Source organism: Arthrobacter sp. PAMC 25486, assembly GCF_000785535.1.
Taxonomy (GTDB): Bacteria; Actinomycetota; Actinomycetes; order Actinomycetales; family Micrococcaceae; genus Specibacter.
On record NZ_CP007595.1, the window covers coordinates 69,411 to 84,365 of the forward strand.

At 65.4% G+C, this 14,955-nt stretch carries 14 protein-coding genes and 1 tRNA gene; 10 read left to right on the plus strand and 5 right to left on the minus strand.

Going from position 1 to position 14,955, the window contains the following annotated elements:
* A tRNA-Pro gene (locus art_RS00320) sits at positions 1 to 74 on the plus strand.
* A gap of 481 nt (positions 75 to 555) precedes the next feature.
* On the opposite strand, the gene art_RS00325 is transcribed toward art_RS00320, so the two are convergent.
* Complete coding sequence (locus tag art_RS00325; RefSeq protein WP_038461728.1) at positions 556 to 1,176, minus strand: hypothetical protein; 621 nt, start codon at positions 1,174 to 1,176, stop codon at positions 556 to 558.
* 246 nt (positions 1,177 to 1,422) lie between these two features.
* Here art_RS00325 and art_RS00330 point away from each other — a divergent pair, with 246 nt between their 5' ends.
* Together art_RS00330 and art_RS00335 are read left to right on the plus strand one after the other, a co-directional pair.
* Positions 1,423 to 2,001 carry a DUF488 family protein gene (locus art_RS00330; RefSeq protein ID WP_038461731.1) on the plus strand — a complete coding sequence of 193 codons (579 nt, stop codon included), beginning with the start codon at positions 1,423 to 1,425 and terminating at the stop codon, positions 1,999 to 2,001.
* Between the two features lie 51 nt (positions 2,002 to 2,052).
* The gene (locus art_RS00335) at positions 2,053 to 3,345 is read left to right on the plus strand and encodes a DUF6880 family protein (protein WP_052135833.1); all 1,293 of its coding nucleotides are present in this window, start codon (positions 2,053 to 2,055) and stop codon (positions 3,343 to 3,345) included.
* Positions 3,346 to 3,398: 53 nt separating this feature from the next.
* Here art_RS00335 and art_RS00340 read toward each other — a convergent pair whose 3' ends face one another.
* Positions 3,399 to 4,082 (minus strand): HAD-IA family hydrolase, encoded by a 684-nt coding sequence (locus tag art_RS00340; protein WP_052135834.1) that lies wholly within the window; start codon positions 4,080 to 4,082, stop codon positions 3,399 to 3,401.
* Between the two features lie 26 nt (positions 4,083 to 4,108).
* Positions 4,109 to 4,942, minus strand: a complete 834-nt coding sequence (locus tag art_RS00345) for a hypothetical protein (protein WP_038461733.1) — start codon at positions 4,940 to 4,942, stop codon at positions 4,109 to 4,111.
* Between the two features lie 198 nt (positions 4,943 to 5,140).
* On the opposite strand from art_RS00345, the gene art_RS00350 reads away from it, so the two are divergent.
* The 4 genes from art_RS00350 to art_RS00365 are packed head-to-tail and all read left to right on the plus strand — an operon-like array spanning position 5,141 to position 9,576.
* Positions 5,141 to 5,953 (plus strand): hypothetical protein, encoded by an 813-nt coding sequence (locus art_RS00350; protein WP_038461735.1) that lies wholly within the window; start codon positions 5,141 to 5,143, stop codon positions 5,951 to 5,953.
* Complete coding sequence (locus art_RS00355; RefSeq protein WP_157875066.1) at positions 5,839 to 7,284, plus strand: sensor histidine kinase; 1,446 nt, start codon at positions 5,839 to 5,841, stop codon at positions 7,282 to 7,284. The genes art_RS00350 and art_RS00355 overlap by 115 nt, the downstream gene beginning before the upstream one ends.
* Positions 7,281 to 7,976, plus strand: coding sequence for a response regulator transcription factor (locus tag art_RS00360; RefSeq protein WP_038461741.1), 696 nt, complete (start codon positions 7,281 to 7,283; stop codon positions 7,974 to 7,976). The genes art_RS00355 and art_RS00360 overlap by 4 nt, the downstream gene beginning before the upstream one ends.
* 37 nt (positions 7,977 to 8,013) lie before the next feature.
* Positions 8,014 to 9,576: a serine hydrolase gene (locus art_RS00365; protein WP_216699568.1), complete on the plus strand. Its 1,563-nt coding sequence runs from the start codon at positions 8,014 to 8,016 to the stop codon at positions 9,574 to 9,576.
* Between the two features lie 46 nt (positions 9,577 to 9,622).
* Here art_RS00365 and art_RS00370 read toward each other — a convergent pair whose 3' ends face one another.
* Positions 9,623 to 10,315 carry a lysoplasmalogenase gene (locus art_RS00370; protein WP_038461747.1) on the minus strand — a complete coding sequence of 231 codons (693 nt, stop codon included), beginning with the start codon at positions 10,313 to 10,315 and terminating at the stop codon, positions 9,623 to 9,625.
* A gap of 89 nt (positions 10,316 to 10,404) precedes the next feature.
* On the opposite strand from art_RS00370, the gene art_RS00375 reads away from it, so the two are divergent.
* Entirely contained in the window at positions 10,405 to 11,100 is a 696-nt protein-coding gene (locus art_RS00375) for a GyrI-like domain-containing protein (RefSeq protein WP_082000488.1), read from the plus strand.
* Here the strand turns inward: art_RS00375 and art_RS00380 are convergent.
* Positions 11,090 to 12,886, minus strand: a complete 1,797-nt coding sequence (locus tag art_RS00380) for an acyl-CoA dehydrogenase (protein ID WP_038461750.1) — start codon at positions 12,884 to 12,886, stop codon at positions 11,090 to 11,092. The two genes, art_RS00375 and art_RS00380, sit on opposite strands and share 11 nt — an antisense overlap.
* 205 nt (positions 12,887 to 13,091) lie before the next feature.
* On the opposite strand from art_RS00380, the gene art_RS00385 reads away from it, so the two are divergent.
* Both art_RS00385 and art_RS00390 read left to right on the plus strand, forming a co-directional pair.
* The gene (locus tag art_RS00385; RefSeq protein ID WP_253901422.1) at positions 13,092 to 13,814 is read left to right on the plus strand and encodes a sulfite exporter TauE/SafE family protein; all 723 of its coding nucleotides are present in this window, start codon (positions 13,092 to 13,094) and stop codon (positions 13,812 to 13,814) included.
* Positions 13,815 to 14,045: 231 nt separating this feature from the next.
* Positions 14,046 to 14,873 (plus strand): SMP-30/gluconolactonase/LRE family protein, encoded by an 828-nt coding sequence (locus art_RS00390; RefSeq protein ID WP_038461756.1) that lies wholly within the window; start codon positions 14,046 to 14,048, stop codon positions 14,871 to 14,873.
* Positions 14,874 to 14,955 lie beyond the last annotated feature (82 nt).

The following is a 14,955-nucleotide window of genomic DNA, read 5'->3' on the forward strand; positions in this document are numbered from 1 at the left end:
CGGGCTGTAGCGCAGCTTGGTAGCGCACCTGACTGGGGGTCAGGGGGTCGCAGGTTCAAATCCTGTCAGCCCGACCGATACGAAACCGCTCAAACACTGGGAACACCCGGAGTTTGGGCGGTTTTTTGTTGCCCTTTTGCAAAAAGGACGGCGGTTGCGGTTAAAGCCGGTGTTCTAACGCCGGCTTTAACCGCAAACGCCGTCCCTTTCGTGGAGGCGCCCGTTGGAACTGCCCGATGTTGCCTCAGCCGGCCGGATACCGTGTAGACACACTTCGAATCGTCATGGCTGCCCCGGAACTGGGTTGGTGCCGCCACGGGCCGTTCCTCGGTGGGAGAGAAACATATCCTTCGTCATCGAGTCCGGAAACAACCGCCCCTGATGTTGCGCCACAAAAGCGAAAGCGCTGTCCGGAGCCAATAACTCTCCGGCCAGTGCCTCTACATCCAGAAATCAGCGCTGCGAGACCTGCATGCCCTGCATGCAACATGCCCTAGAGACCCCACCGAAAACCAAGGAGGCGCGCCACAACCATCGTAAATAATCAGCGGAGTCTTACGAGACTGTGATGGTCAACAGCGCCACCACGGCAAACGCAACCATGCCATTGAGGATCCAAGCCAGCGTCTTCCAGTCTTCCCTCCCCACCCAGCAAAGAAGCGCTCCCAATGCGAAGGCCAGGCCGAACATCACGAGTGAAAGAACGCTGTCTTCGTGTGGCTTCTCGAAGACGCCGCCGCCCGCCCGCCACAGGGTCGAGGCGGCGGGCAGCCCCAACCCGGCAAGGCCGATCACCCCAACGTCAAGCCCGAGAAGGTTTCCGGGCGCCGCTTCTTTCTCGGGCAGCCCACCCCGGATGATTGCCTTGCGCTGCGGGTGGAACAACGCCGAGCGCCCCAGCGGGCGGACTACCAGGATCAATGCTGCTATTCCCAAAGTGAACTGAAAAAGAGTGGCGGCAGCATCTGGAATCAGGAACAAATCAGCATGCCTGTCCCAGCCGAAGTCAAGGCTGTCGCTTTCCGGTTGGGAGATCCCCGGGCTGAGCATCTTGCGCCCCTCCCCAAACAGGACCAGGAAGATGAATGCCCCCAAAGCGGCAAAGAAGCGAAACGCCAACATCGACCAAGGAAAACGCCGACCTTTGCGCGAGGTTCTGGCCGAGTGCGTCAACATGAGTGGACTCCTGACTATTTACCGACTCGGAAACAGCGGCCGGGCACGCCGGCCGATGTGGGGGTTCTTCCCTGCTTAAGCAGGTACGCACGGTCCGCTAGCGGACCAGGTCCCGGCCATCTGGGCAATGCGCCCGGGTTACCCGGGACCGGTGTCATTTTCGCAGGGATACTCTACGTTCGGCTGTTTCATGCCCAAAGCGGGTGGGCAGGAGTGCGGCTACCATGGGCACTACGGGAGGCAGCCATGGGCGCGACAACAGTTTTCACCATTGGACACTCGACGCATCCCCTCGAGGAGTTCGTCGACATCCTCGGGGTCAGCGGCATTGAGCTGCTGATTGACGTGCGGACCGTGCCCGGCTCCCGGCACAATCCGCAATTCGGCGGGGATGCGCTGGCCGCCAGCATGCCCAGGCATGGCATCGAGTACCGGCAGATGAAGGACCTCGGCGGGCTGCGGCATACGCCCGCGGCCCTTGCAGCGCAGTCCATCAACGGGGCGTGGCGGAATAAAAGTTTCCGAAATTATGCCGACTACATGCAAACCACCCAATTCACCGCAGCTGTGGGGGAATTGATCGACGCAGCAGCCAAGCAGGTGGTGGTGATCATGTGCGCCGAGGCTGTACCGTGGCGCTGCCACCGCTCGCTCATCGGTGACGCCCTGCTGGTCCGCGAGATCGCGGTCATGGACATCATGGGTAAATCGTCCGTCAAGCCGCATGCCCTGACCCGCTTCGCCCGGACCAAGGGAACGCGCCTCTGGTATCCGCCGGAGGAAAAGCGGCAAGAAACCAACGACGGCGGCACCTTGCCCCTGTGACGTCGGCCAGTTGGGTCGAAGTGGGCACCGCAACGATGGAAGGATGGTGCCATGGTGGAATTAAGTGGTGCAACGTTGGGCAAGCAGGTGCTGCCGCTGTTCCGCAGCCGGGCAAATCTGCATCGATGGGATGCGGTCCGTCGATACTGCGGACAGGCCGAGGATGGCATTGGGCTGCTGGAAGAAGCGGTAGGACGAGACGGGGCGGCCGTGGTGCTCCCGGTGGTTCAAAAAGCTCTGGCAGCGATGGGACGGGTCATGCTGCACGCCGACGACTCGAATGGCAGCATCGGCGGCACCTTCGAACGCCTGATGACACTCCACGCCAGACTGTGCCGGGAAGCGCCTCCGGCGCCGGGCCGGTTGGTGTCGTGGACGATCCAGTTCCAGTTCGGCGACGGGCAGGATTTCGTCATGCCCGATCCGGTCGACTACGCGGCGGCCCTTGGCCCCAAGGGGCTTGAAAAGTACAGGGCCGAACTCGACAAGGTGGCTGCGGGAATCCCGCCCGAGATGGACGAGGCCCAGAAACAAGCTGCGCGCAGGCTCTACCTCGACGATCCCGCCGCCTGGGAACAGTTCAGCGAACACACGCATGCCAGATTCGTGCTGGCGTACAACGCCGAACGGCTTGCCGTGGCCCACAGGGACGTGCCCCGGATCATCGAGACCCACGCAGGGGACCAATCACGCTCCTACAAGCTGCACAACACGGCGAAAGCGCTCGCGGAAATTGGCGAGACGGGTCTGGCCATGGACTGGGCGAAGCGTGGCGCGCTGCTGGAAAACGGCCACCAAGGCGAAGCCGCAGGGGAATATTGGTGCGCGCTGCTGCACGAACATGCTCCCGGGGAGGAACTGGCTGCCCGCCTCGCTGTGTTTGAGCGGTGGCCAAGTTTTGTTCAGGCATCCCGGCTCCATGACGCCGCAGTGCCAACGGGGGCCTGGCCGTCGATGCGCGCAGAGGTGCTGGCAACATTGGCTGGACGGCCGGATGACTATGTTCAGTTCCTGCTGCTGACATTGAAGGACGTTCCCCTGGCCTGGGCGGAAGCGTACCGGGTGGGCCTGGACCGGGGTGACCTCTGGGAAAAGCTCATCGACGCCCACCGGGTCCATGATCCCGCAGCCGTCCTGTTCGTGCTCGAAAAACTCATCGTCGGGGGCCTCGCTGTTGCGGATGCCCGCAACTATAGAACCGCAACGGCGCGCCTGCGAAAACACCGCGCCATATCCACCGCAGCCGGGCGCCCCGAGGCGACAGCGACCCTGCTCGCTGCAATCCGGGAGGCGAACCGCAACCGTCCAAGGCTGCTGCGGGAACTTGACCGGCTGAAATTTTAAAGCAGGTTCCGCAAAGCCCGGAGCGTGTGCAGCGGGTCAGCCTGTTTAGCGGGTCAGCCAGCCGGACGCAGGCTGACCTGGATCCGCCCGTCCGGAAGGCGAGTGGCGCTCACATCCGCCAGGCTGTGGACCGTATGATCGGCGTCGAGCTCGCTGGCCATTTGCGTCCCAACCACGGCAAGCGTCACCGCACCGGCCGCCCGCCCGGAGGTCAGCCCGGCGGGTGCGTCCTCCACCACGAGGCAGCGGCTGATGTCCACGCCGAGCCGGGAGGCCCCGAGCAGGAATGGCTCCGGGTGCGGTTTGCCGTCGAGCACCTGGTCAGCGGTGACCAGGTGCTCGGGTCTGGCCACCCCGGCGGCGGCCATGCGAGCAAGCGCCAGGTCCAGGGTGCATGAGGTGACGATGGTCCACGAGCCTGCAGGCAGTGACGCCAGCAGCTCAACGGCCCCGTCCTTGCGCACCACGCCACCGGTGTCGGCGAGCTCAAGGGCCTTGATTAGTTCGAACGCCTCAGCCTGCCGCTTGGGCTCAATGTGGCGGGTCACCAGGGCCTGGGCCGGCATACCGTGGCTGCCGTAGCGGAAACCTTCCAGTCCCATCCGCTCACCCCAGAGTCGCCAGGCCCGCTCGGTGGCCGGGGTCGAATCAATCAGTGTCCCGTCCAGATCAAACAGCAGCGCATCAACGGTGAACGTCCGCAAGGCCCTGCCGGGGGCGGCAGCATGAATCTTCATGGCACCACACTAGCCGCGGCCGGCCCTCAGCCGAGGGCAATAGTGACCCCGGCCGCCACGCAATAGGCGCCCATCCCGCACAGGAGCCAGGCCAGCGCACGCCAGCCGGTCCGGCGTCGAACGCACAGGAAGGCGCCCAGGGTGAGGGACAGGCCGAGCAGGGCCAGCCCGACGACGTCGTCCTCCTGCGGGTTCTCGAAGATGCCGCCGCCCACACGCCAGAGCACGACGGCGGCTGCCATGGCCAGTCCCGCGGCGCCAAGGACCAGCAGCCCAGCCCTGGCCAACGGGGACGGGCCGCCGAGTGTGGTGGCGAAGGAACCGCCGAAGGGGCCGCCGCGCAACACGGCCGCTCGCTCCGGGTGCAGCAGCACAAAGGGCACGACCAGCACGGCAATCCACACCACGGTGAACAGGAGCGCGTTGAGTACGTCCTGGCCCTGGATGGCTGCCGAAACAGTGCCGACGGCCCCGATGGCACCGAGCGTGGCAGCCGTCCAGGACACCAGCGCCGTGTGGCCTGCGGGCCGGATGGCCAGGAAGAGGGCGGCCAGGCCAACGCCCGCCATGAGGAGCGCGGAGGCGGAGTCGGCCAGCCGGTGCAGTTCCGGCGTGCGCTCCCAGCCGTGGCCGCCAGAATCAGCCAGTGCCAGCCACGGGGTGAGAATCGACTGCCAGGCGCCAAAACCCACCAGCAGCAGCAGAGCGATGACAGCTGCCGTGACCCTGAACATGACCACCCGGAATGCGCCGGCCCGGGCTGGGATAGGGCCTGCGTTCACTGTGGTCAGGCTGGCGTCCGTTTCGTCGGCGCCGTACGCGGTTTCTGGGGCAGTGATGCGGTTGGAATGGCTGGACATGGTTGACCCTTCCTTAAGTGTTGGAACAAGAATTAGAACAAGTGTTCTAGCGTGTATCCGACGTGTTGCTCCCTCCATGGTGGCCTGCCCGACCTCGCAGGCGTCAGGGACGGGAGACCCGGCAGGACGGGCACTTTGCCCGGATGGACGGGATAATCCGCCCTTGTCCGTTTGTCCGGGGGCAGGGAGACTAAGGCCATGACACTGCATGGGGTGGTGAAGCTGTGCATGGCACGAAGCAAGCCGGTGGCGGGCTCGTTGCTGCTGCTTGCCGTAGCGGCAGCCGTCGTGGCCGGCATCGCCGAGTGGCAACACCGCTCGGTTGCAGACACCGCGCTGCTGCGCCTCATCCCCGCGGTCGCGGAGGCTGTTGCCGGACTGGGCTGGGCAGCTGTGGGAGGGGTGTTGGCCTGGTTGCGGCCAGGCAACGTGCTCGGCTGGATCATGCTGGGTGTGGGGACGCTGGCCCAGGTGGGGCTGGCGGAGGAGAGTGTTGCCAACGCTGGCTGGTACGGCGTGCTGGATCCCAACGCCCCCTGGCAGGGTCGGGCCGGAGGGTTGGTGCTCTCCATAGTTACGGGCTTGGCCATTTACGTGATGATTGGGCTGCTGCCCGTGTTGTATCCGTCAGGCCGGTGGCCGGGGCGTGCTTGGCTGCTGCCTGCGGCGGCCGTCATTGCGGGTGCGATCCTGCTCCAGATCCAGTGGACCGCTGGGGTGCTGGCCTCGGCGGCACTCTCGGTTCCGGGCCCCGCGGGCATTGCGTCCCTGGACGGGCCGCCTGCTTGGATGGTGCTGGTCCCGGGAGCCACCTTTGCCCTGGGTGTGCTGGCAGTGTGGGCCATGTGCGTGGTGCGCCTGGTCCGGGCCCGGGCGCCCGAGCGTGCACAGTTGCTGTGGCTGTTGGTCACCGTGGCTGCTCTTCTGGCCACACAGTTGGCCGGAGGCAGCATTCCCGGCCGCTGGCTGCTGGCCCTCTGCTGTACCTGTTCCCCGCCGCGATCGCCGTAGGCATCCTCCGGTACCGGCTGCTGGGCATCGAGACCGTGCTGCGCCGCGGCCTCGTGTACGGGCTGCTGACCGCGTGCATCATTGCAGTGTATGCAGCGGCCCTGGCGGCTGCCGGGGTCCAGCTCACGCGCGAGCCGCTCGTGGCCGTGGTGGGCGCGGCCCTCGTGGCGGTGGGGCTCAGTCCACTGCGCACGTGGCTGCAGCGCGGCGTCGACGTGCTCCTGTACGGGCGCCGGTCCGATCCCATGAGCGCAGTTTCCCAGCTCGGCACCCTCGCCGCCGGTGCGCGGGAGGGTGAACTCCTCCACGTGGTCCTTGCCGGAGTGCAGGATGCCGTCAAGGCGACCTATGTGCGCATTGTGAAGCCCGACGGCGTGACCCTCGCCCATGTGGGTGGCGCCCCGGCAGTCGGAGGTGCAGGACCGGCCATTGATCCGGACACGGACGGGGGTGCCGGAACGGCCGACTTCACTGCCCGGCTTTCCCTGGGCAGCGTCGTTGTTGGCGACTTGGAGGTGGGTGGGCGGACGCCGGGGGAGCGTTACCCAAGTCGGGACGAGCGGTTGCTCCGGGCCATGGCGCCCCAGCTGGCCGCCGTCGTGCATGCCCTGGCGCTGACAACACAGGTGCAGGAGCAGCGTGACGCCGTGCTGGGGGCAACCGGCCGTGAACGGGAACGGCTGCGCAGGGACCTGCACGACGGGCTCGGTCCCTTGCTCACCGGGGTGGGCCTGGGGTTGCAGGGGCTCGGCGATGCCGTGGGCGATGCACGCCCGCGCGAACTGGTTGACGTGCTGCACAGGGAGGTCACGGCGGCCGTCGCCGAGGTGCGGCGGATCCTTGACGATCTGGCTCCGGCCGCGCTCGCGGACGGGACGTTGGCGGGGGCTCTGCCGCAACGCATCAACGCCGTGGCCGGTCACCTGCCCAGCCAGGTCAAGATCGGCGCCCTGCCGGTCCTTCCGCCAGGCCTTGAGGAGGCTGTGTACAACGTCGCCAGCGAGGCCGTCGCCAATGCGGCCCGGCACGCACACGCCACAGCGGTCACCGTCGAGGTCACGGCCGTTGCCCGGCTCCTGACGTTGAGGGTGCACGACGACGGCCGGGGAATTCCAGCCGACGCAATCCCCGGCATTGGGCTGGCTTCCATGCGGGCAAGGGCGGCGACTCTGGGAGGGACTGTGGACGGTGCCTCCTCGCCCGACGGGACTACGGTGACGTTGTCCCTGCCGTTGTCCCCGCCTCCATCGCCGGCGCTGTCCTCGCCCCTATCGCTGCCGCTGCCGGAGGGGGACCGCGCGGCTGTCAGCCCCCTGGAGGCGGTGCCATGAACGACCCCGTGCGCATCGTCATTGCCGACGACCATCCCATGTTCCTTTACGGACTCGGTGCTGCGCTCGCAGGCAGCACCGAAGTGACGGTCGTGGGGGAATCCCGGGACGGGGAAGCGCTGGCCCGTGTGGTGGCCGCGGAACGTCCCGCCGTCGTCCTGACCGATTTGGAAATGCCGGGTGTGGACGGCACAAGTGCCATTGCGAACATTCGCGACACCTTCCCCGACATCGGCGTGCTGGTCCTGACGATGCACGCCGACGACGCTGCAGTTCTGGGTGCCATTCGGGCCGGTGCCAGAGGCTACCTGCTCAAGGGCGCGGGCAGGGACGAGATTGTGCGGGCGGTCCTGACGGTTGCCGCGGGGGACACCGTGTTTGGCAGTGATGTGGGCAGGCGGGTTACGGCGCACCTGCTGCGGGGTGTCGGAATGGCGGACATTTCCCTGCAGGGCGCCTCCGGTTCGGGGGCTGCCCCACAGGTGTTTGCTGAGCTCACCGCACGGGAGAACCAGGTTATGTCCCACGTGGCTGCCGGCCGCAGCAACTATGAGATCGCCAGGAGGCTGTACCTTTCCGAGAAGACCGTGCGGAACAATGTGGCCACCATCCTGGCCAAGCTGTCCCTGCGGGACCGGGCCGCCGCCGTGGCCGCAGCACGGGACAGGGGGGTGTGGGATGCAACGCAGTGAACCCGCCCTCGACAGGCCCGGCGATCACTGTTCTACTGTGAAGTGGGCGCCAAGCCCCACCCGGCTCGCCAAGCAAGGAACTGCCACGCAGCAGCACGTGAAGATCACCACCGGAGCATTTCCCAGCCAAGATGTCGTGGAGGCGCCCGCGAACAGCATCGAAACCGCGCTGGAGAAGCTGCCCGGGATCATTGAGGAAAACCTGAAGAGGACTAAAATTCCGGGCATGGCAGTTGCCGTGGTGCATGCCGGAAAAACGGTATTCGCCCAGGGATACGGGGTGAAAAAGCTGGGCGGGACCGCGGCGATCGATGCCCAAACAGTATTTCAAATCGCCTCACTGTCCAAGCCGGTGGGGGCCACCGTGGTGGCCTCGCAAGTTTCCAACGGAGCCCTCAGCTGGGAGACCCCGATCTCCGCCCTGCTGCCCGGCTTTGCACTCAACGACCCCTACATCAGCGGAACCCTGACCGTGGGTGACCTGTATTCGCACCGGTCGGGGCTGCCCAAGGCGGCCGGCGACAGCCTGGAAGACATCGGCCATGACCGCAGTACGGTTCTGCGCCGCCTGGCCCTGGTTCCACTGCAGCCCTTCAGAAGCAGTTACAACTATTCGAACTTTGGCCTGACAGCGGCGGCGGAAGCCGTGGCGCAGCAGGCGGGCCTGCCCTGGGTAGAGCTGTCCCAACGCGAGCTGTACACGCCGCTGGGCATGGACTCCACAAGTTCCACCCATGCAGGCTTCCTTGCCCGTGCCAATCGGGCGGCGCTGCATGCGAAAACAGCCACAGGATTTGCTGCACTCTTTGAACGCAACGCCGATGCCCAGTCCCCGGCCGGCGGGGTCAGCTCCAACGTTGAAGACCTTGCGAAATGGATGGCGCTGATCTTGGGCCAGGGGACGCTGCAAGGACAAGATTTCATCAAGCCGGAGGCGCTGCTGCCAGCGGTGACGGCGCACATGATTGCCGCCCACTCATCCTCCGCGGATGACCGTGCCAGCCATTACGGCTATGGATTCGGGGTGGGCACACAGCCCGGCGGCAGGGTCAGCCTCTCGCATTCGGGTGCCTTCCTCCTCGGTGCGGGGACCTGCACGTCCCTCATTCCATCCCTGGATGTCGGGATCGTGGTGCTGACCAACGCCGGTCCCATTGGTGCTGCGGAGGCCGTGGGGGCCGAGTTCCTGGACTGCGCCCAATTTGGTGCCGTCAGACGGGACTGGGTGGCCGACTATGGCATGGCGATGGCCGGGTATTTCGCGCCCGAGGGAGACCTGGCCGGCGCTGCCGCACCGTCCCGGCCCGCGCCGTCGGACTCCCTGGAAGGGCTGGCAGGGAAGTATGCCAACGCCTATCACGGGCCCGCGTCGGTGCAGCTCGACGCCGGCAAGCTCACGGTTTCGCTGGGGCCCGAAGGTAACTATGCGCTGCCCTTGCGCCACTGGGATGCCAACGTTTTTTCCTTTGTGCCAACAGGTGAGAACGCGCCGGAGGGTTCACTGTCTTCGGCGGCTTTTGGGGTCGGTGCAGGCGGCAGCACAACTTTGCGGCTCGAATTCTTTGACTCGCTCGGCCTTGGCACGTGGGTGCGTTCGTAACCGAGAGCAGTGAAAGCGCGCCGTGAACCGGCGCCAACGTGTGCGGCTAGCTGCGGATCGTGGCAGGTTTGCCGCTGAGCTGTGCGCCGGCAATGATCAGGCCCTGACCCACCGTGTACGTCAGCATCACCATGGCGCTGCTCCATCCAGGCATGAGCTCCAGGGCAAAGATCCGAAACGCCAGTATGGTGTCCGAGGCGAGGAAGAAGATGCCGCCACACAAGATGACTGGATGGCAGCGGGTGGACAGGGCCGCCGTGCCGCCCAGCACCAGGCCATAGGCTGCCACGGCGAAGGCCAGCCCACCAGCACGGGGCCACAGGAAGATGAGCAGCACCACCCACCAGGCCGCAAAGACCAGCGCCCACCACGGCAGCGGCCTGACGGCGAGATGGCGCCAAAACACCCCCATATAGCAAAGGTGGGCAATGCCAAAGCACAGCAGCATCAGTGGCAGTGTCGGGGCAAACGGGAAGAAGGTGCCGGCACCGTCGCCCAACCATGAGAAGAACAGCCCGGCCAGGAGCAACCACAGGACCACCGTGCTGGTGAACCGGCGCATGCCCCACACCGCGGCCAAGGCCAGTGCCGGCATGAGCAGCAACTTGGTGGGCCCCGCAACGGCCTCATTCGCGGCAAACAGCGCGAAAACATGGACTGCGGAGGCCAGCACAAAGGGCACAAAACCCCACCACAAAGGCCGGGAGTGCCGCCGTCGCACGGTCAATTCAGCAGACATGGGACTCCTTGCCTGCAGCGGCCACCTGTCGCCGCTGCGGTAAACGATTTAGGCTGGACAACAATGAACCAGCGGGGATGGGGACAGCCATGGAAAAATACGATGTCAAAAGAGCGCTCAGGCCGCTATACGCGCCCTCGGCCAAAAATTTCAGCCTCGTCAAGGTTCCGCCCATGCGCTTTCTGGCCATCGACGGGCACGGTGATCCCAACGTCTCCGCCGCATACGCCGAGGCGGTCGAGGCGTTGTACGCCTCCTCCTATGCGCTGAAGTTCCACAGCAAGAAAGAGCTGGACCGCGACTATGTGGTGGCGCCGTTGGAGGGCCTGTGGTGGGCGGAAGACATGGCCGCCTTCACCGCCGGCGGTGCTGGGGGCACGGACGGCGCAAGCCGGGACAAAGCCGGTTGGGACTGGACCATGATGATCAGCCAGCCGGACTGGATCACCACCGAACTTGTGACGGACATTCTGGCGCAGGTGGCCGCGAAGAAGGAGCTGCCGGGGCTGTCGCGCCTGCGTATTGACGAGTTGTACGAAGGCCTCAGTGTCCAGATCCTCCACATTGGCCCCTACGACAACGAAGGCCCCGTCCTGGCGCGGCTGCACCATGAGTTCATGCCCGCCAACAACCTTGCCTTCAACGGCAAGCACCATGAGATCTACCTGAGCGATCCGCGCCGTTCGTCCCCGGAGAAGCTCAAAACCATTCTCCGCCAGCCGGTGGCGCCCGCCAGCAGCGCGGACCCTGCCGCAGCCGCCAACGAGTCGGCTCCTAGCTCCTGACCTTGTGGCCGGTGCCTGCCAGAGAGTTCGCATCCAGGGCGAACAAGTCATCGGCGCCGGCTGTGGCGGCACCGAGCAGGCTTGCACACTGGGGCAGCAGCTGCTGGGCGTAGAAGCGGGCCAGCACCAACTGCTCGTTTGCCAGCCGCGCGTCATCGGTCTTCGCCGCCGCAACCGCCGCGCGTGCCAACATCCAGGCGCTCGTGCACAGCCCCCACATGCGCAGGTACGGTGTGGAACCTGCCAGAACGGAGTTCGGATCGCCCTGGCCGGTCCGCAGCATCCATTTGGTCGCTGTTTCCAGTGTCGTGAACTGGCGGTCCAGCTCTGATCGGATCCCCGCGAAGTCGGCACCCGCCGCAGCCAGCTCGGCATCGATTTCACGCATGGTGGCATGGAACTCCAGGACCGAGTCACCGCCCCGGACGCCCAGCTTGCGGCCCACAAGGTCCGCGGCCTGGATGCCGTTGGTGCCTTCGTAGATCGCGGCGATACGAACGTCGCGCACATGCTGGGCTGCGCCGGTTTCCTCGATGAAACCCATGCCGCCGTGGATCTGCAGGGCCAGAGATGTCAGTTCGTTGCCGAGGTCCGTGCCGAAGGACTTGCAAATCGGGGTCAGCAGGCCCACAATCTCATCGGCCCGTGCGCGGACGCCCGGGTCGGGATCGTTCGTGCTGTGGTCCACATAGCTGGCATCCAGCAGGATCAGGTAGCGCAGGGCGGCGATGCTGGCGCGCTGGGTCATGAGCATGCGGCGCACATCCGGAAAGTCGATGATGGCCGAGCTGGTGCCGGTGGCACCAGGGGCCAGGCCCTGCTGGCGTTGCTGGGCGTACTGCAGTGACTGCTGGTAGGCGCGTTCGGCCACGGCCAGGCCCTGTGCGCCGACGCCCAGGCGGGCGGCGTTCATCATGACGAACATGATGCGCATGCCCTTGTTCTCTTCGCCGATGAGATAGCCGGTGGCGTTCTCGTAGGACAGCACGCAGGTGGGGGAGGCATGGATGCCCATCTTGTGTTCCAATGACACAGTTTGCACGCCATTGCGTTCACCCAGCGACTCGTCGTCGTTGATGTGGAACTTCGGCACGATGAAGCAGGAGATGCCGCGGGTGCCCTCCGGGGCGCCGGGGGTGCGTGCCAGGACCAGGTGCACGATCTGCTCGGCCATGTCGTGGTCACCGTAGGTGATGAAGATCTTCTGACCGGTGATGGCATAGCTGCCGTCCGCGTTCTTGACGGCCTTGGTGGTCAGGGCACCAACGTCCGAGCCTGCCTGCGGCTCGGTCAGGTTCATGGTGCCCGTCCACTCGCCGCTGACCATCTTGGGCAGGTAGCGGTTCTTCATCGCCTCGTCACCGTAGTGCAGAAGTGCGTCGATGGCGCCCTGGGTCAGCAGCGGGCATAACGAGAAGGCCAGGTTTGCGCTGTTGAACATTTCCTGGATGGCGAGGCCAATGGTGCGCGGGAAACCGCCGCCGCCGTATTCCTCCGGCAGCGGCACGGAACCCCATCCGGCGTCGACGTACTGCTGGTAGGCCTCCTTGAAACCGTCGGGGGTGACCACCGTCCCGTCGGGCTGGAGGTGGGAACCTTGGACGTCGCCCTGCTGGTTCAGGGGGGCCACGGCCTCGGCCATGAACTCACCGCACTGTTCAAGAAGTTCGACGACGGTGTCCAGGTCAGCGTGTTCGAAACCGGGCAGCTTGGCGATGTCCGGATAACCCACAACGTGCTCAAGGGCGAAGGCAATGTCTGCAATGGGAGGCTGGTATTGGCTCATAATCGTCAGCGTACCGTGGGAAGGGCTGTTTGTGGTGGAAATTTGTTACTAACCAGTAATGTTGCGTGGATCACTGCCCGGGATGTGCTCGAATGGGGCCGGGCGGGAGCATCCCCGCCTCCACTTGTGGCACAATCGGCCGGGACGTGAAGTAAGCGGGACATGAAGTGAGAGGGGCATGGCGGTGGCGGTGGCTGTGCTCCTCATGCTTGCAATTTTTGTTGGTGCCGCCATGCAGCGCCTGACAGGCATGGGATTCGCCCTGGTGGCCGCACCCTTCCTGGTGCTGCTCATGGGGCCCGTCACCGGAATTGTTCTGGTTAACGTCTGCGGAGTGGCAGCCTCGCTGCTCGTGCTGTTCAGGGTGTTTCGGCATGTTGACTGGAAAAAATATCTCATCCTGGTCTCGGCTGCGTTGGTGGGGGTTGTGCCCGGGGCTGTCGTCGTGAAGTACGTGCCCGGGGCCTGGCTGCAGGTCGGAGTGGGCCTCGTTGTGCTGATCAGCCTCACGGTGTCGTTGCGGATGAAGTCGTTCCCTCCGGAATCAGGGGTGAAACCCATGCTGGTTGCCGGAGCGGCCAGCGGCGTCATGAACACCACGGCCGGGGTGGGCGGGCCGGCCATGAGCGTCTACGCCGTCGCCGCCAAGTGGGACCAGCGGTCATTTGCGGCAACCATGCAGCCCTACTTTCTCACCCTGGGTATTGCCTCCGTTGTAGCCAAGTATGTGGCCGCGCCGTCATCCATGCCCGTGATGGAACCGTGGGAGTGGGTGGCCGTGGGCGCGGCCATCATTGCCGGCCTGGTGGCAGGGGAGGTGCTGGCCAAGTCGATAGCGCCGAGCAAGGCGCGCATCCTGATGGTGGTGCTCGCCTACGGTGGCGCCACGGCGGCCACCATCACGGGAATCGTGGCACTCGCCCCATAGCAGCGGTGCAGACCGGCAACGGGAAGCAGCAACTGACGGCTACGTCACCGTCCTGACCCAGGGCTCAGCCAACGCGGGGAACACGGCCACACCTCCGCCGTCGGACTCCACCGACAAGTTTGTGCCAGTGCAGCTGTACTTGCCCACGCCCTCACCCTGGCTCTTCCTTCGCCCGGACAAGACGCTTAAACTGGCTCTATTCCCCATCCAATGCAGCATGCAGGGAGAGCCATGGAACGCCAGCACGTCATCACAAAAGGGATCGGCATGGGGGAGTCGGCGCGTTGGCACGGGGGTCGTTTCTGGTTCGCCGACTGGAAGACGCTGCGCATCCACGCGATCGATCCCGACGGCACCGAGCACCAGCGCTTCTCCGTGCCGTCCTTCCCCATTACCTTCGACTGGCGCCCTGATGGTGAGCTGCTGGTGGTTTCCGGCGCGGACGGCGAACTGCTGACACTGACCCCGGCCGGCGATTTTGCGCATGTGGCGAACCTTGCCCGGCTCTCGCCCACTCCCTGGAACGAGGTGGTCACCCACGGTGAGAACACGTATGTCAACTGCATCGGCTACGACTACTCCGGGCCTGCGCAGTCGTCCGGGTTGATCGCGCTTGTGGTGCCCGACGGCGGCGCAACCGTTGTGGCTGATGGCCTCGCCTTCCCCAATGGGATGGTCGTGACGGACGACGGCGGCACCTTGGTTGTTGCCGAATCTAACGCCGGGTGCCTCTCGGCTTTCGATATTCATGGCGACGGTACGCTGGGCACGCGGCATGTGTGGGCGGCCGTGCCGGGCAGTGCACCGGATGGGATCTGCCAAGGTGCCGGCGGCATTTGGTACGCCGACGTCCCCAACCGGCACTGTGTCCTGGTGGCCCGCGGCGGCGAGGTGCTGCGCACAGTTAAACTGGACAGGGGAGCCTTCTCCTGCACCGTCGGCGGGGAGGACGCCAACACGCTGCTGGTCATGGCCGCGAAGTGGCCCGACGTCATGGAACCCGGCACCACCTCCGGGCGTGCCATGGCTGTTTCACTCGCCGACCCCGCTGAGATGTGAAGTACAGCTCACCAGCGCACTTCGATGCGGCACATTGGCGAGGCGGCAGGTAATGTTCTTGGTAGCCAAGGCGCTCTTCTCA